At 47.5% G+C, this 21,433-nt stretch carries 23 protein-coding genes; 12 read left to right on the top strand and 11 right to left on the bottom strand.

What is annotated here, in order from left to right; all coding sequences use genetic code 11:
• Positions 1-102: 102 nt before the first annotated feature.
• The 3 genes from pyrE to ASG81_RS04955 form a co-directional block, all read right to left on the bottom strand.
• Entirely contained in the window at positions 103-633 is a 531-nt protein-coding gene (pyrE, locus tag ASG81_RS04945; protein WP_056629881.1) for an orotate phosphoribosyltransferase, read from the bottom strand.
• Positions 634-854: 221 nt separating this feature from the next.
• Positions 855-1,529, bottom strand: a complete 675-nt coding sequence (locus tag ASG81_RS04950) for an HAD family hydrolase (protein WP_056629883.1) — start codon at positions 1,527-1,529, stop codon at positions 855-857.
• Positions 1,526-2,863, bottom strand: coding sequence for a UDPGP type 1 family protein (locus ASG81_RS04955; RefSeq protein ID WP_056629886.1), 1,338 nt, complete (start codon positions 2,861-2,863; stop codon positions 1,526-1,528). The genes ASG81_RS04950 and ASG81_RS04955 overlap by 4 nt, the downstream gene beginning before the upstream one ends.
• A 140-nt stretch (positions 2,864-3,003) precedes the next feature.
• Here ASG81_RS04955 and ASG81_RS04960 point away from each other — a divergent pair, with 140 nt between their 5' ends.
• The 3 genes from ASG81_RS04960 to ASG81_RS04970 are packed head-to-tail and all read left to right on the top strand — an operon-like array spanning position 3,004 to position 6,949.
• Positions 3,004-4,632, top strand: coding sequence for a spore germination protein (locus ASG81_RS04960; RefSeq protein WP_056629888.1), 1,629 nt, complete (start codon positions 3,004-3,006; stop codon positions 4,630-4,632).
• Positions 4,622-5,824 (top strand): Ger(x)C family spore germination protein, encoded by a 1,203-nt coding sequence (locus ASG81_RS04965; RefSeq protein ID WP_056629890.1) that lies wholly within the window; start codon positions 4,622-4,624, stop codon positions 5,822-5,824. Before ASG81_RS04960 ends, ASG81_RS04965 begins: the two co-directional genes overlap by 11 nt.
• Before the next feature lie 27 nt (positions 5,825-5,851).
• The gene (locus ASG81_RS04970; protein ID WP_056629892.1) at positions 5,852-6,949 is read left to right on the top strand and encodes a GerAB/ArcD/ProY family transporter; all 1,098 of its coding nucleotides are present in this window, start codon (positions 5,852-5,854) and stop codon (positions 6,947-6,949) included.
• A 17-nt stretch (positions 6,950-6,966) separates the two neighbouring features.
• Here the strand turns inward: ASG81_RS04970 and ASG81_RS04975 are convergent, their stop codons facing one another.
• Together ASG81_RS04975 and ASG81_RS04980 are read right to left on the bottom strand one after the other, a co-directional pair.
• Positions 6,967-7,185 carry a hypothetical protein gene (locus ASG81_RS04975; protein WP_056629895.1) on the bottom strand — a complete coding sequence of 73 codons (219 nt, stop codon included), beginning with the start codon at positions 7,183-7,185 and terminating at the stop codon, positions 6,967-6,969.
• An 81-nt stretch (positions 7,186-7,266) separates the two neighbouring features.
• Entirely contained in the window at positions 7,267-8,163 is an 897-nt protein-coding gene (locus ASG81_RS04980) for a LysR family transcriptional regulator (RefSeq protein ID WP_056629898.1), read from the bottom strand.
• A 120-nt stretch (positions 8,164-8,283) separates the two neighbouring features.
• On the opposite strand from ASG81_RS04980, the gene ASG81_RS04985 reads away from it, so the two are divergent.
• Positions 8,284-9,366 carry a branched-chain amino acid aminotransferase gene (locus ASG81_RS04985; protein ID WP_155971218.1) on the top strand — a complete coding sequence of 361 codons (1,083 nt, stop codon included), beginning with the start codon at positions 8,284-8,286 and terminating at the stop codon, positions 9,364-9,366.
• Positions 9,367-9,463: 97 nt separating this feature from the next.
• Here ASG81_RS04985 and ASG81_RS04990 read toward each other — a convergent pair whose 3' ends face one another.
• Positions 9,464-10,285 (bottom strand): shikimate 5-dehydrogenase, encoded by an 822-nt coding sequence (locus ASG81_RS04990; protein WP_235548734.1) that lies wholly within the window; start codon positions 10,283-10,285, stop codon positions 9,464-9,466.
• Between the two features lie 28 nt (positions 10,286-10,313).
• Positions 10,314-10,715 carry a VOC family protein gene (locus ASG81_RS04995; protein ID WP_056629906.1) on the bottom strand — a complete coding sequence of 134 codons (402 nt, stop codon included), beginning with the start codon at positions 10,713-10,715 and terminating at the stop codon, positions 10,314-10,316.
• Positions 10,716-10,932: 217 nt separating this feature from the next.
• Here ASG81_RS04995 and ASG81_RS05000 point away from each other — a divergent pair, with 217 nt between their 5' ends.
• The 3 genes from ASG81_RS05000 to ASG81_RS05010 all read left to right on the top strand — a co-directional run bounded on the left by ASG81_RS05000 (position 10,933) and on the right by ASG81_RS05010 (position 13,644).
• Complete coding sequence (locus ASG81_RS05000; RefSeq protein ID WP_056629909.1) at positions 10,933-11,907, top strand: homoserine kinase; 975 nt, start codon at positions 10,933-10,935, stop codon at positions 11,905-11,907.
• 187 nt (positions 11,908-12,094) lie between these two features.
• Complete coding sequence (locus ASG81_RS05005; RefSeq protein WP_056629912.1) at positions 12,095-12,376, top strand: ArsR/SmtB family transcription factor; 282 nt, start codon at positions 12,095-12,097, stop codon at positions 12,374-12,376.
• Between the two features lie 71 nt (positions 12,377-12,447).
• Positions 12,448-13,644 carry an MFS transporter gene (locus tag ASG81_RS05010; protein ID WP_056629917.1) on the top strand — a complete coding sequence of 399 codons (1,197 nt, stop codon included), beginning with the start codon at positions 12,448-12,450 and terminating at the stop codon, positions 13,642-13,644.
• A gap of 344 nt (positions 13,645-13,988) precedes the next feature.
• On the opposite strand, the gene tyrS is transcribed toward ASG81_RS05010, so the two are convergent.
• The 4 genes from tyrS to ASG81_RS05030 all read right to left on the bottom strand — a co-directional run bounded on the left by tyrS (position 13,989) and on the right by ASG81_RS05030 (position 17,654).
• A complete protein-coding gene (gene tyrS / locus ASG81_RS05015) occupies positions 13,989-15,278 on the bottom strand; it encodes a tyrosine--tRNA ligase (protein WP_056629922.1) in 1,290 nt (429 codons plus the stop codon).
• 256 nt (positions 15,279-15,534) lie between these two features.
• Positions 15,535-15,801 carry a hypothetical protein gene (locus ASG81_RS05020; RefSeq protein ID WP_235548735.1) on the bottom strand — a complete coding sequence of 89 codons (267 nt, stop codon included), beginning with the start codon at positions 15,799-15,801 and terminating at the stop codon, positions 15,535-15,537.
• A 208-nt stretch (positions 15,802-16,009) separates the two neighbouring features.
• Positions 16,010-16,993, bottom strand: a complete 984-nt coding sequence (locus tag ASG81_RS05025) for a DMT family transporter (RefSeq protein ID WP_235548736.1) — start codon at positions 16,991-16,993, stop codon at positions 16,010-16,012.
• Between the two features lie 127 nt (positions 16,994-17,120).
• A complete protein-coding gene (locus ASG81_RS05030; RefSeq protein ID WP_081417142.1) occupies positions 17,121-17,654 on the bottom strand; it encodes a nucleotidyltransferase family protein in 534 nt (177 codons plus the stop codon).
• Between the two features lie 244 nt (positions 17,655-17,898).
• Here ASG81_RS05030 and ASG81_RS05035 point away from each other — a divergent pair, with 244 nt between their 5' ends.
• From ASG81_RS05035 to ASG81_RS05055, 5 genes are read left to right on the top strand one after another with little or no spacing between them, the layout of a single operon-like run.
• A complete protein-coding gene (locus ASG81_RS05035; protein WP_056629930.1) occupies positions 17,899-18,300 on the top strand; it encodes a GntR family transcriptional regulator in 402 nt (133 codons plus the stop codon).
• Positions 18,293-18,982, top strand: a complete 690-nt coding sequence (locus tag ASG81_RS05040; RefSeq protein WP_056629932.1) for an ATP-binding cassette domain-containing protein — start codon at positions 18,293-18,295, stop codon at positions 18,980-18,982. Before ASG81_RS05035 ends, ASG81_RS05040 begins: the two co-directional genes overlap by 8 nt.
• The gene (locus ASG81_RS05045; protein ID WP_056629935.1) at positions 18,979-19,815 is read left to right on the top strand and encodes a hypothetical protein; all 837 of its coding nucleotides are present in this window, start codon (positions 18,979-18,981) and stop codon (positions 19,813-19,815) included. The genes ASG81_RS05040 and ASG81_RS05045 overlap by 4 nt, the downstream gene beginning before the upstream one ends.
• Positions 19,816-19,826: 11 nt before the next feature.
• Positions 19,827-21,062, top strand: a complete 1,236-nt coding sequence (locus ASG81_RS05050; RefSeq protein ID WP_056629938.1) for a hypothetical protein — start codon at positions 19,827-19,829, stop codon at positions 21,060-21,062.
• A gap of 17 nt (positions 21,063-21,079) precedes the next feature.
• Positions 21,080-21,352: a hypothetical protein gene (locus ASG81_RS05055; RefSeq protein ID WP_056629941.1), complete on the top strand. Its 273-nt coding sequence runs from the start codon at positions 21,080-21,082 to the stop codon at positions 21,350-21,352.
• The last annotated feature ends 81 nt before the right edge of the window (positions 21,353-21,433 follow it).

Raw genomic sequence — 21,433 nt, forward strand, 5'->3', positions numbered from 1 at the left:
GAATTTAAATTCATTTATCCAATAAGTTTAATAAGGGAGTTCTATCATTTTTCCTTATAATGCATAGCTATTCGCACGCAGGGCATTAAACCTTCGGCAGTCCTACATGGTTTCTGCTTGCAGAAGCTCGTCAATTTTGAATAACGAAAGGTATGTAAAGCCTGCCTTCTCAAGATTGGTTCTCCCCTGCGGATCCCTTTCAATAACCGACAGAACGGTCGAGATTTCAGCCCCGTATTTCTTTAGATCATTAGCGCTTATAAGGATTTGACCGCCTGTTGTCACCACGTCCTCTATCACACAAACCTTTTTCCCTGCTATATCCGCACCTTCAGCGAGCTTACAAGTACCGTACTCCTTCGCCTTTTTTCTAACGAACACAACCGGTATGCCTGTTTTCAGCGATAACGTAGTCGCAATCGGAATGCCGCCCATCTCTAGCCCGGCTAGAATCTCTGTACCCGCAGGCACTAATGGCATCAATCGTTCTGTGATCTCCGTAAGCAGCCTAGGATTAGATTCGAACAAGTATTTATCAAAATAATGATGAGACGTTTGACCTGAACGCAGCTTAAAGCTCCCTTGTAAATGTGCCGTTTCATAAATCGCTTTCGCCAATGCTTCTTTTTCCATTTGTAAATCCCTCCATCGCCATCTTTTAAGCATAAAAAAACACTAAAGCAGCAAGCACTTTAGTGTTTCGTGTAAGAATAGAAATATGAAAATGAAAACCGAGGACTGCCCCTAAGCTCCTCATCCTTCCCTCTCATACTCCCACCCCTTCCAATCATTTCTATTATAGTACATGCTGCGCCGCAAAATGGCAACTTCAATGTCGCATTAGCGCCATTTTGTTATTCTCCTATTATTCTCCACCGCTCCAGTATGAGCTCTATTTCTCTCAAATCTCTAACCTTCGCATCATATTCGAATGAATCCGTATAATAGCTGTCTTCCTTCCATATCCCCTTCATCCCCACTGCTTTGCTAGCGAAGACATCATTGATGGGATGATCGCCTACATATACGCATTCCGCAGGCTTCACGCCCAATTTATCCGCTGCTCTAAGGAAAATAGCCGGATCAGGCTTTCTTAAGCCTTCCACTTCAGATATAAGAATGTCGTCAAAATAGTTGGCTATACCCAAAGCTTGAATATTGCCAGCTTGAAAATCACCGAACCCGTTCGTAATCATCGCCAGCTTATAGCCTTTGCTCACCAGGCTGCCGAGCAATGCAATAGCATGAGAGAACGGAGCAGCATGCGCGGAGAAGCCTGCCTTATAATCATCCAGCAGCATATTCCAATCAAGCGGCAGCTCAAATTCCCTGATGAGCGATTGGTATACACGATCCTTCCATACATAGCCTCGACTGTCTAATTCAATAAAACGGCTAATATAGCTTTCTTTGTCCACCGCAAATTTAGGTTTAATGATCCTGTCGTATTGCTCCTCCACAAAATGCAATAAGGACCGGTCACGGTCAAGCAGCGTACCATCCAGATCAAAAATAACAGCTTGAATCATAGGTCCAGTCCCTCACCGGAAAAAGAAACTAACGGAGATATTTCAATAGCCCGTGACAGGAGTTGTTCTACTGGAATACCGGCATTAATCATCCACTTTTCATGCAGCTTTAATACGAGATTTCGCGCGCTTAACGGACTATCCTCTCCCTCCTTATTTTTCACAGGAGCAAACTCCTCTTCACGCTTCATCTTTAAAAGCGTCATTCTAGGGGCTAATGGAAAAAAATCAAAAATGAATCGTTCGAGCTTATAGGCATTAGGAGCATTCGGTCTTATTAAATTCCCCTCGGAATCAACATAATCCATCCGTTTTGAAGCTGTATGATAGGGTAATTCTGTATCGGCATGATGCTCTACGAAATCATATCTAAATAGGTGAATAGATATATTTCCCGCATGATAGGTTAAGCTTCCATCATGATCTTTTTCCAGCAGCAAATGGTTCGGAATTTCCGTGTACTCAATGACAGCAGGAACATTATTTTTTAAACAGACAATGCCAATCTTTTCGTCCGGGTTCGTTTTCTCAATTACTTTTGATGCAATAGGGTTATTATGAGAAGCAGCCACCCCGATGAAAGACGGATCAGCTACTTTTATAAGAGCGTTATCTACATTGTAATAAAACATCCAGGACACGCCCCGCTTCTTCATATCAGCCAATGCACCCGACCGTTTTAATGACGAAAAACATTCTCCATTTCCGCTTGGGGCAAGCCTTAACTCCGAAGAAGGAGTTAGCATTAACTTACCATCGTGATCCAAAACCGGCATCGTGTTTTGCTGAAAGAAAAAACATTCATCTGCCGGATAACCAAAATAATTGGCGGAACTAAAAAACGCAATGGTTTCTTGATGATTTTCAGGACTCGTCATGATATACCATGGAATATACTTGTTCGCTCTTCTTGAAAGGTTCAGAAGACGCTCTGCTTGCAATTGAAACAAAGACTTACGGGAGGGGAGACCAATATCCAGTGTACCTTTTGGTCCATCATGTCCTAGTCTGCTCCCTTGACCTCCAGCAACGACGATTACCGCTACTCTCCCGCTTCGTATTAGCTCCCAGCCTAATTGTGTGTAAGCATCCTGTTCATTGTTATCATACTTATCCCAATCTTCATAACGAATTGGCGTTATATTAGCCGAATTATCCTCGATATGCTGATCTTTTTTATGAAGTATTGCAATTAACTGTTCAAAATCCACACTTAGTATTTGATCGATTAATTGAGTTTTCTCTTCGGGAGTCCGTCTCTCAAGAAAACGCAATACGTGTTCTTGCTTATATTTGTTTAGTATTTTTTCTGCTTTTAGAAATTCATTATCCATATCAACACCTCGTTTAAATAAGATTACCACAAATATTCGCCCTTTTGTTCCTAGGTGGCCTATATAAGTCCCCTTGAATAGCAGCCAACCATATTACGAATAATGGTAAAAAGTAAAGTTTTTATAAAGGGGCCTCTTCCATGTCATTCAGCCGGTTCGTTCGAGCGAAAAAGAAGCAAAAGAAAAAAGAAATCGTCCACGAATTGGGATTTCAGGAGGATAATCAGCCTCTTGAGCAGGATCTTGACCGTACGGTAGGCCGTATCAAGCAGGCGCTCGGGAATAGTCCGGATGTCATTGTCCGCACGTTTCAGATAGGGAGCCGGCCGCTTTTCCGGCTTGCCGCCGTCTATATGGAAGGTCTTACGGATATAGAGAAGGTCAATAATTTTGTCACTCATTCGTTATTGTTCGAGCAGCAAGAGAACGAGTCACCGCAATCGAACGACCATCAGAATATCTTTGAAATTGTCCTGGCCAGAGCGTTGACCGTTGGCGATGCTAAATATCTGAATGACTGGAATGTCATGATGCATGCCCTATTATCGGGAGACATCGCCGTTTTTGTCGATAACTGCGAGGGCTGCATCATCGGAAATCTCCGGGGCGGCGAACGAAGAGCCGTAACGGAACCCGAAACCGAGGTTAATATTCGAGGTCCCAAGGATAGCTTTAACGAATCGATCGGGACCAATATTTCTCTTATCCGCCGGAAACTGAAAAGCCCGAATCTTTGGCTGGAATCGATGAGAATCGGGAAAACATCGCAGACCGATGTATCCATCATGTACCTCAAGGGAATTGCGGAAGACAAGCTTGTAGAAGAAGTGAGACGGCGCTTGAAGGATATTCGAATCGACGCCATCCTGGAATCGGGTTACGTCGAGGATTTGATTCAGGATCAAACATTCACACCGTTCCCGACTATATATAATACGGAGCGGCCGGATGTGGTAGCCGGCAATTTGCTGGAGGGACGGATTGCCGTATTGGTTGACGGAAGTCCGAACACCCTGATTTTGCCGACCACCTTTTCGCAATTTTTTAAAGCAGCGGAAGATTATTACCAGCGGGTCGAATTTACCGTATTTATGCGGCTCATTCGCTACTTCGGTTTTTTTGTGGTGATGCTGCTGCCGTCCATGTACATCGCAGTGACCACCCACCATCATGAAATGATACCGACGCCTCTGGCGATCAATTTATTGGCTCAACGCGAAGGGGTCCCTTTCCCTGTCTTTTTCGAGGCTTTTCTGATGGAGGCTGCTTTTGAACTCATGCGGGAGGCCGGCACTCGAATGCCGCGGGCCGTCGGTCAAGCGGTCTCCACTGTCGGCGCCATCGTGCTGGGGCAAGCGGCGGTCGAAGCAGGCATTGTGACGGCGATGATGGTAATCGTCGTTTCATTTACGGGGATTGCCAGCTTTACAATGCCCGGCTTTACTCTCACCACTTCAGCCCGATTAATCCGGTTTCCCATGATGATTGCGGCTTCTACGTTCGGTTTTTACGGGATTTTCATGTGCACGATTCTGCTTGTGGCTCACCTGACCAGTTTGCGCTCTTTTGGTATTCCGTATCTGTCACCGTTCGCGCCTTTCGGCTTCAAGCATCAAAAGGATACCATATGGCGATCGCCCTTCAAAACATCGACTACTCGCCCGGGTTTGACGGGTCCAAGGCAGGAGACCTCCTCACAGAAGGACGGGGCCCCTTCATCCGGTCAAAACGATCAAACATTGGAAGGGCGGGTACAGCATGACACTTAAGACGGGTTTCCTTGCGCTAATGATTCTATGTATGTTTCCACTGGCTGGCTGCTGGAATTACCGGGAGATGAACGAGCTCGCCATAGCCCTGGCCTTGGGAGTGGATAAAATGAAGGAGCGGGACGAATACCGCTTCTCGTTCCAGATTGTGAACGCCCGGGATATTGCCGGCATTAAAGCAACTGGCCGAATACCGGTTAATGTTTATTCCGGTACGGGCAAGACCTTGTTAGAAGCGGTCCGGAAAGCATCGCAAAAAGTGCCGCGAAGAATTAACAATCAGCATATGCGTGTTTTTGTCATCGGGGAAGCATTGGCGAGAGAAGGGATCGAAGAGGTATTCGATTTAATGGAACGGGATCCTGAGCCGCGTTTGACGACGAGAGTATTTATCGCCAGAAATTCCGACGCGGAGACGATTCTGAAAACCGTCACGGCAGTTGAGTCCATTCCAGCCAATGCCATTCTCGGAAAGTTGAAAATAACGGGAAGAGTATTGGCGGAAAGTTATGAAGTGGAGATGGATGATGTTATTCGCGGGCTGCTGACCAAAGGAGGGGGTCCCGTTATCAGCGGGATAAGGATCGTCGGTGATGCCGAAGCCGGAGAAAAAATTTCGAATGTGGAGCAGACCGATCTCCCGACTGATCTGTATACGAGCGGCATGGCCCTCTTTAAAAAAGGAAAATTGGCAGGCTGGGTGAAGGGTGATAAGGCCCGGGGAGTTTCATGGATTAACAATAAAATGAAAAGCAGTATCATTAACCTCGACTGCGAAAGGAAAAAGGATGCCATCGCGATTGAAATTATCCGCTCCAACACCAAAATCAAGGCAAAGGTTCAGGGCGAACAACCAATCATCCGCATTTATATTGAAGAGATCGGCGCTGTAGGAGAAGCGTTGTGTCCGGTTGATATAAGTAAATCGGAGGAAATTCGAAAACTGGAACATCAGTTGAACGAAGAGACGGAGCATGATGTGATGGCGGCAATCAGGACAGCGCAAAAGCTGAAGACAGATGTTCTCGGTTTTGGGGCGGCTGTTGAACGGGCGAATCCGAAGGCATGGAAGAAGATGGAGAAGGAATGGGACAGGATTTTCGCGACATGCAAGGTGGAGGTGAACGTCGAATCTACAATCCGTCGTTCGGGCATGATATCGAAACCTTTTTTGCTCGAGGAAAAGAAATAATGTGTTGTGGAAATGGCGGTGGATTAGATGGAAAAAGCGAAAATCAGCCCGGGACAATTATTCACATTAATCGTTTTGTTTGATCTGGGGACCGCTATTCTGCGCGTTCTGGCCATGTCGGCGGGAAAAGACGCCTGGCTGGCCATTTTGCTGGGGACGGCGGGCGGATTGGCCATTTTCGGGGTTTATGCTTCACTATTCCGTTTGTACCCGGAGCTTCCGCTTACTGGTTATTTAAGAGCAATTTTGGGGAAATGGATCGGGTGGCCTTTAGGTTTGTTATACATTCTCTTTTTCATTCATGGAGCGGCAAGAGATTTGCGTGAGGGGGGCGATCTGATTCTCAGCTCTGTAATGGAACAAACGCCCGTGATTATCATCAATGCAGTTATGATCCTGTCGGTCGTGTACGTCCTGAATAAAGGGATTGAAGTGTTGGCAAGAACGGCCCAAATTTTCATGTTCATTTTGGCGATATTGGGACTGCTCAGCACCTTTCTCTTGTTTGCTGCCGGAGTCATCGATATTAACCGGCTGCTTCCAGTCATGGGGAATGGTCTAGGACCCGTCATACAAACAACCGTTAAACAAACAATCGAGTTTCCTCACGAAGAAGTCATTTGTTTCGCCATGCTGCTGCCTTATTTGAATCATCGGAAAATGGGGATTCGTGCGGGGTTCGCCGCTGTGCTGATCAGCGGTATTATACTCAGCTGTTCCACTGCCTTGAATATCGCCGTGCTCGGGATTGATATTGCAGGACGGTCAACATTCCCCCTCTTGTCCACGATCCGTTTGATCAATATCGGCGAGATTATTCAGCGACTGGACGTTTTTGTCGTTCTGACGTTGATTATCGGCGATTTTTTTAAAGTCGCCATCTTTTTTTATGCAGGCGCGTTGGCAGCTGCTGACCTGTTTCGAATCAAAGACCATCGAAAGCTCGTTCTTCCCATTGGGGTCATCATTTTATTTATATCCATGATGATCTCCAGCAGTTTTACTGAACAAATCGAAGAAGGGGACGTTTTGTTGGTTACCGTGTTTTTGTTTTTTGGAGTACTATTGCCAACCTTCTTATTGGCAGCAGCAGGGGTGCGCAAATGGTTCGGATCAAATCCATGACGCAGGCTGCTTGGCGGTTACTTTTTCTTCTTAAAATAAACAACTATCGGCTTGGTTAGCATGTATAGAATGATAAGCGTAATGAGCAGAACCTCTTCATTCATCATGGATCTGAAAGGAATCAATATATTTTCGAGGGATTCCTGAAAAGAAATTTTCAGAAACAGCAGATCCATGATGATGACAAAGCAAACACTAAGCATAAAAAGCATGAGAGAAACGATGAATATTCGCAATTCGATCTCTACCTCCTATCAGCTATCCGGTTATATTATGATATATGACAATTGATTTCATTCAGCTCTAAACAGAACATATTACGTAACATTTCGAAAACTATCGATAAACTGCTGAGCACGTTTTGGTAAATAACGATCCTTCAGCCACAGAATACCGACATCGGATTGAAAATCCGCATCCTCAATATCGAGCATTTTGACGACGGTGCTTGGAAAAGAAGACATGACCGACTTCGGGAATACGGTCGCGCCGATTCCTCCTGCGACAAGCGACATAATAATCGCAACGCTCGAGCATTCGCATATAATATTAGGCACGAAGCCGTGCCGCTTGCACTCGTTCACGACCTGCTCATGCATACGCGTCGTTTTGTCTGTCTTCAAGGTTAGGAACGGAAACTGGGCAAGCTCCTTCATGCAAATTGCTTCCTTGCTGGAATACTCCGTCCAGGAGCTTGGAATAACGGCTACGAACGGGTCTGAAGGCAGCGGCAAAATGGTATATTGCTGCGGATGCTTTTGCGCCTCAAACGGAAGTCTGGCGACGACCAAATCAATGGCCCGCTTCTCAAGCTGCTCGCCTAAGTAAAAGTGGTCGCCCTCCGATATTTTAAACGTGACCTGGGGATACCTTTCCCTGAACAGTTCGATCCGCTTCGGCAATAAGGAAATACAGGACACAACCGACCCGATCGACAGGACGCCCCGAACACCCTCCTCCATCCCCTTGACTTCCCGGAGGGATTCATCGAATTGCACGAGCAGCGCTTCTGCCTTCTGCTTAAGCAGCTCTCCCGAATCGGTGAGCTTCAGCCCCTTGCCATTGCGTTCAAACAGCTTGACGCCGAGCTCCTCCTCCATCAGCTTGAGCTGCCTGCTGAGTGGCGGCTGCTCCATATTAAGCAGCTTGGCCGCACGCGTAACCTGTCCTTCTTGTGCTATAGTCAGGAAGTATTTAAGCTGTCGCATGTCCATTCCGTTCACTCCTTTCATCTATACCCAAAAGGTATAGACATTCAACAAAATAGATATTTTAAATATATCGTATGTAGTGTTAGCATTCAATTATCGATTCACTTAAGGGAGATGGGCCAATTGCTTCAATTATTGGAAATCGAGTTAACCAAAAACAAGAAACAACAACCAGCGGCGGATCAGCTTGGATTCGGTAATCATTTTACGGATCATATGTTTATTATGGATTATTCGACGGACAACGGCTGGCATAAGCCGCGTATCATACCTTACCAACCGATCGTATTAGATCCTGCAGCCAAAGTGTTTCATTATGGACAAACGATCTTTGAAGGCTTGAAAGCGTATAAAACCGACGATGGCCGCGTGCTGCTGTTCAGACCTCAAAAAAACATACAAAGAATGAACCGCTCTAACGAGCGTCTCAGCGTTCCCGAGCTTGATATCGATACGGTGATCGAAGCTTTGAAGCAGCTGATTGCGGTTGATAAGGACTGGATTCCGACGGCTCCAAGCACATCGCTGTACATCCGTCCCTTCATCATCGCGACTCAGGCGCAGCTTGGAGTAGCGCCGTCTACCCACTATCAATTCATCATCATCATGTCGCCGGTAGGCGCTTATTATACCGAGGGCGTGAACCCGGTCAAAATTTTCGTCGAATCGGATTACGTCCGTTCTGTAAAGGGCGGCGTAGGCGAAGCGAAGACTGCAGGCAATTACGCTGCCGGTCTGAAAGCGCAGGAGCTTGCCAAGGAGAAAGGCTATTCCCAGGTGCTATGGCTTGATGGCGTGCACCGCAAATATATCGAGGAAGTCGGCAGCATGAACGTCTTTTTCAAAATCAATGGCGTCGTGCATACGCCGGCGCTCAATGGCAGCATTTTGGACGGGGTAACCCGCAATTCCATTATTCAGCTGCTCCAGCATTGGAACGTCCAGGTTGCCCAGCGTCCGATCACGATAGAGGAGCTGTACGAGGCTAGCCGCAAAGGCGAGCTGGAGGAAGCATTCGGTACAGGGACAGCTGCTGTTATTTCTCCGATCGGTGAACTGAACTGGAAGGATGACGTGCTCGTCATCAACAAAGGACTGACAGGCGAGCTTTCCAAGAAGCTCTACGATACGCTAACCGGCATTCAGATGGGCAAGCTTGCGGACCCATTCGGCTGGATGGTCGAAGCCAGCGCCGTTAACGTCTAAAGAACGATCTAAATACAAATAACCGCGGCAATCCAGTTCAACAAGCGCTGGGCTGCCACGGTTATTTTTTTGAGCTTTGATTAAGTCCTTAGCAGCGTCATCCGCGCGCGTACTCGGAGGCACGTTTGAATTGCTCGTCACTCGGGCGTACGCCTGTATAAAGGATAAATTGCTCCAATGCTTGGATAGCGAATACTTCCGCCCCCGTAATGACCTTCTTCCCCTTCTCCCTGGCAAGACGGATCACTGGCGTCTCTGGAGGGAGCGCGACCACATCAAATACGGTCTCAGCCTTATCGATAACCTCCGGTTCGAATGAAAGGTCGTCTGACTCTGAACCGCCTGCCATGCCGATGGGCGTGACATTCACGAGCAGAGCAGGACGTATAGATCCCAGATCTTCTTTCCACTCATATCCGTAGGCTTCTGCTAACGACCGGCCTGCAGCTTCGTTTCTAGCGATAACGTAACCGGAACGAAATCCCGCATCACGCAGCGCACATAAAACAGCTTTAGCCATGCCGCCGCTTCCGCGCAGCGCGAAAACACGATCACGCCGCACCTGATGCTGCTCGAGCAATTGCGAAACCGCAATATAATCAGTGTTATAGGCTCGCAGCCGGCCATTATCATTAACGATCGTATTGACGGACTGGATAGCGGTCGCAGATTCATCCATCTCGTCCAAAAAAGGGATACATGCCTCTTTATATGGCATTGAAACGGCACATCCGCGTATTCCTAATGACCGGATCCCGCCGATGGTCGCCTGCAAATCGTTAGTCGTAAATGCTTTGTAAATGAAATCAAGACCTAACTCATCATACAAAAAATTGTGAAACCGAGTTCCAAAATTTCCCGGCCTGCCGGCAAGTGACATGCAAAGCTGTGTGTCTTTATTGATTGTTGGTTTCATCATTACCTCCATTAGACGTCGTTCATTCCGTTTACCCGCCCACATTGCCGTCCGTTCCGCCAAATGCAAAATGATAGCCGTCCGGGTCCTCGATTACAAATTCCTTCCATGGCCCCCCTTCTGCATAGATGACCAGCTCCACAGAAATAATCGCGCCCTTGCTGCGAAACTCTTCATACAGAGCGTCCAGCTGCGTCCAATTATCAGTGTAAACCTGCACATCGACGGCATAGCCGCCGTTAGCTGGACGCGGATTGGGCCTTACGTCAGTAGGCTCAGCCGCTTGGAACAGCTTGAGAGCCACGCCTTCCAAGCCCCCGCGCTCTGCCCACCAATCCGTAACGTTAAACCCCAGCACCTCGCGATAAAAGCTTTGAGACCTGGCCAAGTCGGAAACCATTAATACGGTAAGCGAGCTAAGCTTATCAGACATCTTATCTTCTCCTCCTTTATTCGCATAGTGATCCTTAAAAGTATTCGCTTCTTCATTTTCATTTCCTTTTTCTGTATCGGGCGAACGCACTAAATCCGATGATTGCAACAAATCAGGTAGCAAACAATTATAGCCAATCTTTCTATGCCATTCTGTCCGCGAGTCGGATAGGATGTAATAAATAACGATAAAAAACGGTTAGAAGGATGATTATGCTATGCTTCACATTCCTGCAGCACATACTGTTTTCAACAAGGAAGAGCTTTTTGACGCTATGGCCTCATTGTATAAGATGGGAACGCCGCTCAAGAGCCGGTTCGTCTCCAATGGCTTGAATGATACTTACGAAGTCGAAACGTCTGCCGGTAAATTTATTTTGCGGATTTACAAGCATAGCTGGCGAACAGAAACGGATATACGCTTTGAGCTGGATCTGCTTATGCATTTGAAGGACTGCGGCATGCCGGTTTCATACCCTATTCCAAGGCGGGACGGCGAATGGATAACGGAGCTCAGCGCACCGGAAGGCTTGCGTTACGCTGTGCTGTTCACATTTGCTCCTGGAATAGGCAAGTCCGATGTGAAAACAAGCCGCTCCTATGGGCGCGCGGTCGCTAATCTCCATCATGCGATGGACCGCTATATTCCCCGGCACAAGCGCTTTGAGCTTGATGCCCGTCATCTGCTTGATGAGCCGCTCCAGCAGCTTCGCCCGTTTTTGCAGCATCGCCCGCATGATTTGAAGCTTGTGGACGAGATATCCGGCCGGCTTAGAAAGCGTCTCGAGCCGGTCGCAAACGGAGCATATGATTGGGGTGTATGCCACGGAGACCTGCATGGCTGGAACGTATTCCATACGGAAGACGGCGGCCTGACCCACTTTGATTTTGACTGCTGCGGTTTAGGCTGGCGCTCCTACGATCTGTCCGTATTTCTATGGGATCGCGTCCATGGCAAAGAAGATCGCTTCGAAGATGAATGCTGGGACGCTTTCATCGAAGCTTATTTGGCGGAACGCCCGCTAAGCGAGCAGGATATCGCCGTCATTCCCTTATTCGTAGCAGTTAGGCAGCTCTGGCTGATCGGACTCCATACGGGACGGAGCAGCGTATGGGGAGCATGGCAGGACGATGCTTATTTTAACGGAAAATTGAAGTTTCTCTCGGCTTGGGCAGACGCTCACCAGCTGTAGCATAGCCGGAGTAAGAAGCTTCGCGCAAGCCTCCTTACTCCGCATAGTAGGATCATGGATCGGCCGACGCCGCGCAACTCGGAAATCACCATCGCTGGCAATTACCTGTTTACTTTCTAAAAAAGGTATGCTATCTTATTTCTACGAATATAGAAATAACAACTGCTGGAAATAAGGTGAAGCCACGATGGTAGAAGACAATGCGGATCTGCGTCAAGCTGTCAAAGTATACAAAGCGCTCGGAGAGCCAACCAGGCTTAAAATAGCTATGCTGCTCACGGAGGAGGTCAATTTGTGCTGCTCCGATATTGGGACTAAGCTGGAATCCGTTGCCGGCTCAACACTCTCGCATCACCTGAAGCAATTGACGGAAAGCGGGCTGCTCGATCTCCGCAAGGACGGTACGTATATCTACTACAGCGTGAACCGCGAAATGGCGAGAAAGTACGCGCCATATTTGTTGGAGTAATTTTTTTTGGTTTTATTTCTATATATTTAGAAATATAAAAATATTGGAGTGGAGAGAGGAGCATTATTGGTATGTCGAACGCGTGGAAAATTTACATGCTGGCTATTATCAGCTTCCTGGTTGGAACGTCCGAATTTATTATTGCAGGCATTTTGGATAAGGTTGCCGCGGACGTAGGAGTTTCAGTATCTGCGGCAGGTCAGCTGATTACCGTTTTTTCGCTGGCTTACGCTTTTGGCACGCCTATTATCATGGCTTTAACGGCACGTATGGAGCGCCGCCGGCTGCTGCTCTACTCCCTTGGCCTATTCGCGGCAGGCAACTTAATCGCCGTCGCTTTGCCTGGATTTGAGTTTTTATTCGTCTCGAGAATCGTCCTCGCTCTCAGCACCGGGGTGTTCGTCGTTACCGCCCTGACCGTCGCTTCTAAGCTGGCTCCTCCCGGTAAACAGGGTAGCGCAATTGCAACGCTCGTTATGGGCTTCAGCACAGCCTTAATCGTTGGCGTCCCTCTCGGAAGGGTAGTGGCTTCCGTTTACGATTGGCCGTTGATCTTCGGTGCAATCGGCATATTGGGATTACTCGCAATGCTCATCATTTTATTCGCTATTCCGCAAACGGACGGCGAGGAGCCAGTACCTCTTCGCAGCCAGCTTACGCTATTGAAGCAGCCGAAAATTGCCGCCGCCTTGACGGTTACCTTCTTATGGATCGCCGGATACTCTATCGTCTACACTTACATTTCACCCTTTCTGCTTACGGTAACCAAATTGAGCGAACAGGGCGTAAGCGCAGGACTATTCGCTTTTGGCATCGCCAGTCTGATCGGCTCCAAAATCGGAGGCTTCAGCACCGACAAATGGGGCGCTCCCCGTACATTGGTTAGCGGCATGCTGTTTCATACGATCGCGCTTATTCTGCTCTCGCTGACGGGCCAATCCCCAGCCATCGTATTTCCTTTGCTTATGCTTTGGGCGTTTACCGCTTGGTCATCCGGCCCCACTCAGCAATATTATTTAATGTCGCTTGCGCCTGGAGCTTCCGGCATTATGCTAAGCCTGAACACCTCGGTACTGCAGCTTGGCATGGCTGCCGGCGCCGGTCTTGGCGGCATCGTCGTAGAGCAAGCTTCGCTAACCTCGATCAGTTGGATCGGAGCAACCGGGGTAATCCTCGCTGCTGCAACAGCCACGGCGTCCTTCGGAATATCCCATCAACGATCCCGCCGCAAGGCAGCGGAGAGCAGATTAGTCAAGACAGGCGCGTAAGCTCCGCATCCAAGGGATGTCGGATGGCGGATAGCACCTGCAATTCGCGATATGCTCTAACAAGCAATCCCGCTCAAAAACAAAGCAGGCTGCCAATCGATGGCAGCCTGCTTAGCTATAAAGGGAAAACGCGAGGAGAACGGGGTCTGCTGATCTTTCAAGTAACAGGACAATCTCCTGTTACTTGCTTGAGCTGCTTCCCTTTCCGCCAATTAACAGGAATATCTCCCGTTAATTGATAGGAACTCGCTTCTACTCGCACGCAATCGCCGAAATAGCTGGAGCTTTTCCAGTTAAATCCGTTTTTCGTCTTGAAATAAACGAATTAGCTGGAGAAATTCCTTCTATTTGAATCTAATCAGGAAGTAATTTTTCTTCCCTCGGCGCAGGACGACGAACTTGCCATACAGCCTTTGCTCTGCATTGACGACCGATTCGACATCTGTTTGCTTCGTTCCGTTAATGGAAATCGAGCCGCTCACAATATCCTGCTTGGCTTGGCGGCGGGACGGAGCTGCACCTGATTCGATAAGCAGATCCATTAACCCGATCTCATCTCTATTCGTAAGCACCGTTGTAGGCATGTCCTGCAGCGCTTCGATAAGCTCCGCTTCACTTAGTTGATTAACATCGCCGGAGAAGAACGCCTGCGTAATCTTCTCCGCGCTGTCCAGCGCCTCCTGCCCATGAACAAGACGGGTGATCTCACGAGCCAGCTCCCGCTGAGCTACGCGTTTTTCCGGCTGCGTCTGAAGCTCCGTCTCCAAAGCCTCGATTTCGGCACGGGAGAGGAAGGTGAAATATTTCAAAAACTTAATCGTATCGTTATCTTCCGTATTGATCCAAAATTGATAAAATTGGTACGCGGACGTCTTTGAGCGGTCAAGCCAGATCGCGCCGGATTCGGATTTGCCGAATTTTTTCCCATCGCTTTTCGTTACGAGAGGCATCGTCATCCCGTATGCGTCTCCGCCGCCCATTTTGCCGATAAGATCGAGGCCTGCCGTAATATTGCCCCATTGGTCGCTGCCGCCAATTTGGAGAGCGCAGCCATGCTCTTGATGAAGCTTATGAAAGTCGTATGCCTGCAAAATCATGTAGCTGAATTCGGTGAAGGAGATGCCCGATGACAGCCTGGAATCGACTGAGTCCTTGGCAAGCATATAATTTACGGTAAAGTTTTTGCCTACATCCCGTAAAAAAGTAATGACATCCAGCGGCTCAATCCAATCGTAGTTGCTCACGAGCTTGGCCGGATTTGCCGTCACCTCAAAATCAAGAAAGCGGGACAGCTGACGCTTCAAGCTCTCCGTCCATTGCGATACGGTTTCTGCTGTATTGAGCGAACGCTCCGTCGAACGGCCGCTCGGATCACCGATCAAACCCGTTCCGCCGCCAACCAGCGCAAGCGGAATATGGCCCGCCTGTTGAAAGCGGCGCAGGCATAGGATCGGCAGCAGGCTTCCAATATGGAGGCTGTCCGCCGTCGGATCGAATCCGCAGTACAGCACGACGCGTTCGTTAGTCAGCTTTTTATGTAATTCCTCACGGTTGGTGAATTGCTGCACCAGCCCTCGGTACTCAAGATCAGCCAAAAGATCATCATGATTGATCACTAGTGCTTCGTTTGTCATTTAACTCTCTCCTCTAATGTTTCTTCCAGTTTACGCCCTATCCGGTTTTTTTAAAAGAAGGATGTCTTTCGCAGAGCATGCTCCTTCATGTAGTGATTTTACCACAATCCGCTAACAGCAAAAAAAAGAAGTCTGCCGCGGTCGGCAAACCTCCTTTTCTTTGATTCCGTCTGTCTTATATTTTTTAGTACCGTCGGCATAGCTTTATGGAATTGTGCTGTCACGCTGCGGGTGTAGTTATCGGTTATTTAATGGCTTACCAAGTTAACCAACCGCTAGTTCGCTTATAGCCGCGTAATAATTCATATTTTCCACTGCGAAGAAGTCGTTTCATTTGAGTTCTGTAATTACGATAATCCGATTTCCTTATCTCTTTGATCTCTTTGTTAAAGTGTACACTTTTTATTCCCTTACGAAAATCTTTTAATTTCTCTTTTCTAGGATCCTTGTGATTTTTCACAAGCTCTTTGGCGTAACCGGTCCGTTCATTTTCCCAGGCTGTAATTTCTTCCTGATTAAACATCTTCATCCCCGTTGTGCCGGGTTAGATTATGGCCTTATTTGCCATGAGTACCGACACAACTAATAGAAGAAGACCGTTGGATTAAACATCTCAATCACCTCGAATTTAAATCTCTTATTTATCTTATCATATGTATTTTTCTGTGTTACATCGAATCTGCGCGTTACTTCAACAATAAAAAAGACCTGCCTCATTGTCTAAGCTACTATTATGTCGCCTGCGCCTCGGCTGTCTTCGGTTTTCCGACCCTCTGCCTGTCCCTCTGCACCAAATACATGGCGAATAAGACGCCGATTCCTCCAAGCACCTGATACACCGTCAATAATTCATGCAGCAAAAAATACCCCGCGGCGGCCGCTGTGATCGGAAGCGTGTACCCGTAAAAAGACGCTTTGAACGGGCCAAGACGGGCGAGGCTCCAATTATGCAGCGTAAAGCCAACCATGGTGGCCAGAATGGCCGTATACGCGAGACTGATCCAGCCGTTAGAAGAAATACCGGCGAAAAAGGCGGCGTCCGCCTTCCACAGCACATAGGGGAGAAGCGAAACGGCGCCGGCCGTCATCTCCCAGGAAATCAAAAGCATAAGCGGATAGCGCGACGTCAATCTGCTCATCAGTATGAGATAGATGGCGCCAAAGAGGCTCCGCAGCAGCAGTAAACCGTCCCCGCGAAGCGTATCTTGCCCAAAATGCAAGCCCTGCTCGCCTCCCGCCACGATCACGATAACGCTTACGAAAGCAAAGGGAAGGCCGATCAGAATCCGGTACGACAACCGGATTTCCTTGAGGGCAAGCGAGATGATGACGGTTAGCACGGGCATGAAGCCGCGGCCCAATACGGAGCCGTTGGCCGCATTCGAATACTGCAGAGCGTAGGACAGCAGCACCTCCATCCCGATCGCGGACAGGATGCCGAGGAACAAAATACGACCCAGATCGCGGCTTTCCATGCGGAGGCTGATGCCCTTTTGACGGAAATGGAAATAGGTTACAAGCCATAGCAGCGGGGCTATTAGAACGTAGCGAAGCCCGTTGAACATGACGGGATCCCATTCGTGTCCGCCAATTTTCATCGAGCTGATATTGATGCCCCATAACAGGTATACAACCAAAAAACCGAGATGCGGGAGAAGGAGCTTTTGGGACATTTTCGAATAATCCGCCTTTCCGTAGCCGTAGTTATACCCCACTATACGCCTCCTTCGCCATTTGATCAAAAAGCGCATAATGGAGCTTTCACAAGAAAAACCCGGAAAAACATCGACTGGCGATGCCTAACCGGGTTAAATGCACGCGCCGCATAAATCAGGGCTCTAATCAATCGGGAGGATACCATGAATCATGAAACACGGTTACCTTATTCCATTTATCTTTTATATTTTTTTGTGCGATCCGTTTTTCATAAATGGCCAACCGATTTTTGCACTCTGAAAAAAAAGGGGTTGGTTTAATTATCATTCCGAGAACATCGTCTATACCGCATGGGGCAGTCAGAACAACTTGATCTTGCTCGTCTAACTTCAGACCTAGGGCCGTTGCTGTCTCCGGGAACTTAGAAATGGCGTCGACTGAAGACACATATGGCGGGATATTATTGACAACATGCATTCTTGCCTGGTTTTTGACGGACCAAGGTATGCTTGGAAGGAGTTGCTTCAACTGAAATTCCAATTGTTTTTCGACAGCTTCGCTTATGTTTGAAGCGTCAAAATAGATGATATCTACATCTGAGAGTGAAGTCCGTTCCGTAAATCCGTGAAGGGTATCCCAGATTTTAGAACGTACAAAGCCAGCACAAACCCACCATTCAGGGAGTTTCAACGATTTAGCAGCCCAGAGGATATCCATCATCCATTTATCATCTCTAATAAGATTTATTATCTCCTCTTTACTCCTAATCAAAATATAACCCCACTCCTTATAAGAACATATATTCCCATCATATCGAGTGCAATCGCATTTGTAAAGTTATTCCACAATCCTGCCCTCTTATAATTCTGGAAACTATTGACTTTCAACTGTATTACATGCATAATACACTCAAAGTGTATGAACCACATAGTACACACACTTGCTATGAATGTGAGGTACCGCTATGAACACAAGCGAAGGGCCGACGGAAGTTGCGTTCAATAATAGAGATCCCGTCTACCTGCAGGTAGTCCGGCATTTTAAGGAACGGATTGCAACAGGCCGGCTCGCTGCCGGTCAGGTTATTCCCTCCCGGCGGGAACTGGGCGTCCTAATGAAGATTAATCCGAACACGGTACAGAAAGCGTACAAGGAAATGGAGGAGCAGCAGTTGATAATCACGGAAGGAAACTCACCCAGCAGAATCACGAATGATACAAAGCTGCTTAATCAAATAAGGTCGGAGCTGCTTGGCGAAGCGGTCAGTGCCTTTGTTGCGTCCGTACGAAAAATCGATGTTCCGGTCGATGAGCTGCTGCAGCTGGTCAGAAGCAAATTCGAGGAAGGAGGCCCGGAGCATGATTGAGGTAAAAAATATCTTCAAGCGCTACCGCCGCCGCAACGTGCTTAACGGCGTATCCTTCACTGCGGACAAAGGAGAAATTACTTGTCTCATCGGTGTAAATGGCGCCGGTAAGTCGACGATTCTGAAGGCGATCATGGGTCTGACCCCTATAACGGGAGGCTCAATCCTTATTGATGAACAAGCTCTAAGACCAAGCCTCTATGAAAAAATCGCCTTCATCCCTGATCATTTGACGATGCCTGCCGGCATGAAGCTGTCTGAAGCGATCCGGTTTATGGCAGATTTCTATGAAAGCTGGAACAGAGAACGCGCAATCGAGCTCATGCAGTTTTTCCGGCTCGAGCCTTCCGATAAAATCGGGAGCTTATCGAAAGGAACCGCTGCAAAATTCAACCTCTTGCTCGGTCTTGGCCAAGATTCAGACTATTTATTAATGGACGAGCCGTTTTCCGGTATCGACTTGTTCAGCCGGGAAGCGATTACGAATGTGTTTACGAGCGATTTGATCGAAGGCCGGGGCGTGCTGCTCACGACGCATGAAATCGGAGAGATGGAGCATCTCATCGATAAAGCCGTTTTATTGCAGGACGGTAAAGTAAGCCGGGCGTTCAACTGCGAAGAAATGCGTTACGAGGAAGGAAAATCTGTCATTGATATTATGAGAGAGGTGTACCGGGCATGAACCGTTATATAAAACTCGTCCATATGGAGGTTCATCGTTTTCGATGGATGCTCGCCATATTAATGGGAATCACAGCGGCCTGCCAGATTAGCGCCCTAATCTGGACGCTTAATAAAGAACTGTCCCTACGGGAAAAGCTGCTGTTGCTGCTGAACATGGAAGACAGCCTTCCAGCTTCCGCTCAAGAACAGCTTACTTTCGAGTGGGCGATGGCGAATACGCAGCTGTGGTTTATATTGCCCATCCTCATTTGTATAAGCGTACTTGCTTTATATGTCTTTTTCATCTGGTACCGCGATTGGATTGGGCGTCATACCTTTATTTATCGCTTGCTCGTGCTGCCTACCGCAAGGCGCAACATTTATTTGGCCAAAATATCCGCGTTTCTCCTGTTCGTTTTCGGATTTATTTCGTTTCAGTTGATCCTGCTGCCCATCCATAATATTATTTTTAAGCTCATTGTTCCGGCGGATCAGCGAGCAGATTCTCATATCGTGGACGCCATAAGCCGTAATCAGGCGCTAGTGGAGCTTATCCCCCGGCAGTTTGAACAGTTCCTGTACTATTACGGAATAGGTACGATTGCGGTATTAGTCATTTTCACCGCTATATTGCTGGAAAGAAGCTATCGCCGTTTGGGGATTTTATATGGCATGCTGTATTTGTCTGGCTGCGTGTTAGCCGTTATGTCCCCTATCTTAGCGGCAGATGTACAGAACACTTATTTATATCCAAATGAACTATACGCCGCCGAGTTAATCATGTTCATTCTCGTGCTTTGCTTATCAGTGTGGCTTGGCATGAGGCTGCTTGCCAAAAAGATTACGGTGTAAGGAGAATGATTATGAGGCGTTATTGGTTATCCATCATTATAGCCGTGCTCGCTGTGAGCGGAATAGGGTCATATTACTCGTTCGGCAGACAAAACTATTTGCCCCAGTACAAGCTTGAAACGATTCAAGGAGATCCGCAGGAAAGCGCAGCTGTCACGCTGTCAGGCTCTTATTATGGAGACATGCGCTCTGAGCCCTTAGAGGTAAATACTGCCGGAAGTGAATATGGCGGCTTGAATACGAACTTACGTTTATTATTGACTAAATCTCCATGGTATTACAGACAGCCTGATATTCAGCAGCTGCTAATAGATCATAAGTCGTTTATGCGGGGAAAAGGGAATATGAACGGTTTTTACCGCGACGAGGAGCGGGTCATCTATGCTGATGTATCTATAAAAAATAAAGGATCAGATACGCCATTAGCCGCATTGAAGCTCACTCTTCTTCATGAAGCGGCAGACAAGGTATCTACATTAGAACAGACCTACAAGCTGCCTAAAGAATCTGAATACATAGCTGTTGAAGATGTCCAGCTTATAGACGATAAGATTTATCTGCTTGTCCATAAATTTTATAAAAACAATAAACCGGTAAATTATGAAATCGTTGTAATGGATCTCGCTAGCGGGAAGCTGCTGCGAAACGAAAAGTTTGAGAATTGGAGCAGCCGCACAGAAGACATGCAAATGCAAGTCGGCATCATATTAACCGATAAACCTAGCGCTCCGTCTGATACAATCCTTTTTAACGTAAGCGAAGTGAAAATCAACAAAAATACAAGGGATGTTTATTCCGATAAGCTCAGCGAGAAATATTATTCCTATTCCTATCGTACAGGGTTGTTAACCGAATTGCCTGATACCTTTTGGCAATCGGCTGATGACACGGACATAACGATAAGCCTGCAAAACGATTATTTCTATTTGACCGAATACGGCCCTGACCACATCATCTTATCGCGGTATAACATAAAGACGAAAAAGCAGGAGCGCGCTTATGCGTCGGTATCCGCCGAGCAGCTGGGTGTGGACGAAATTAAATCCGTACAGATTAATTCTGACCGGGTGTACCTTCTCTTCAATCAAGCAGGCATTCCCGGAGCCGCTGTGCTTGATCTTGCGAATGGGGACGCCGTGTTCACCGGACGTACAGTCGAAATAAGCGACGAACAGAAAACGGATGAGGATATGAAGGAAAACCTCCATTTGTTAAATTTAGAAATCGTCGAAAATATTAAAGACTGATAGGACGATGAAAAGCTATGAGAGCATCAACGCTGCCGGATCACAAAATACAACGCCTAAGAGGGCTTGAGCATTACGCCTATCAGGTTGCCCATTTTATATTGCAGGACGAGGTTCTCGCAGCAGAGGCTGCAAAAGCTGCATTGCTGGAAATAAGCCGGGCTGACAACCCATTAGAAGGGCCGGCGGAAGAGCTTAGGATCCGGGCCAAAAGGATAACCATTCGCGCTTCGATTACAATAGCCCGCTCGGCTTCTAAACATCAAAGAGCACGCCCCACCATGCAGTGATTTTAACGCAATCCGCTGACCGCAAAAAAGGAAGTCTGCTGCGATCGGCAAACTTCCTTTGCTGTGGAGCGGTAGATTAGC

This window comes from Paenibacillus sp. Soil522 (assembly GCF_001428245.1).
In the GTDB taxonomy this organism is placed as follows: Bacteria; Bacillota; Bacilli; order Paenibacillales; family Paenibacillaceae; genus Pristimantibacillus.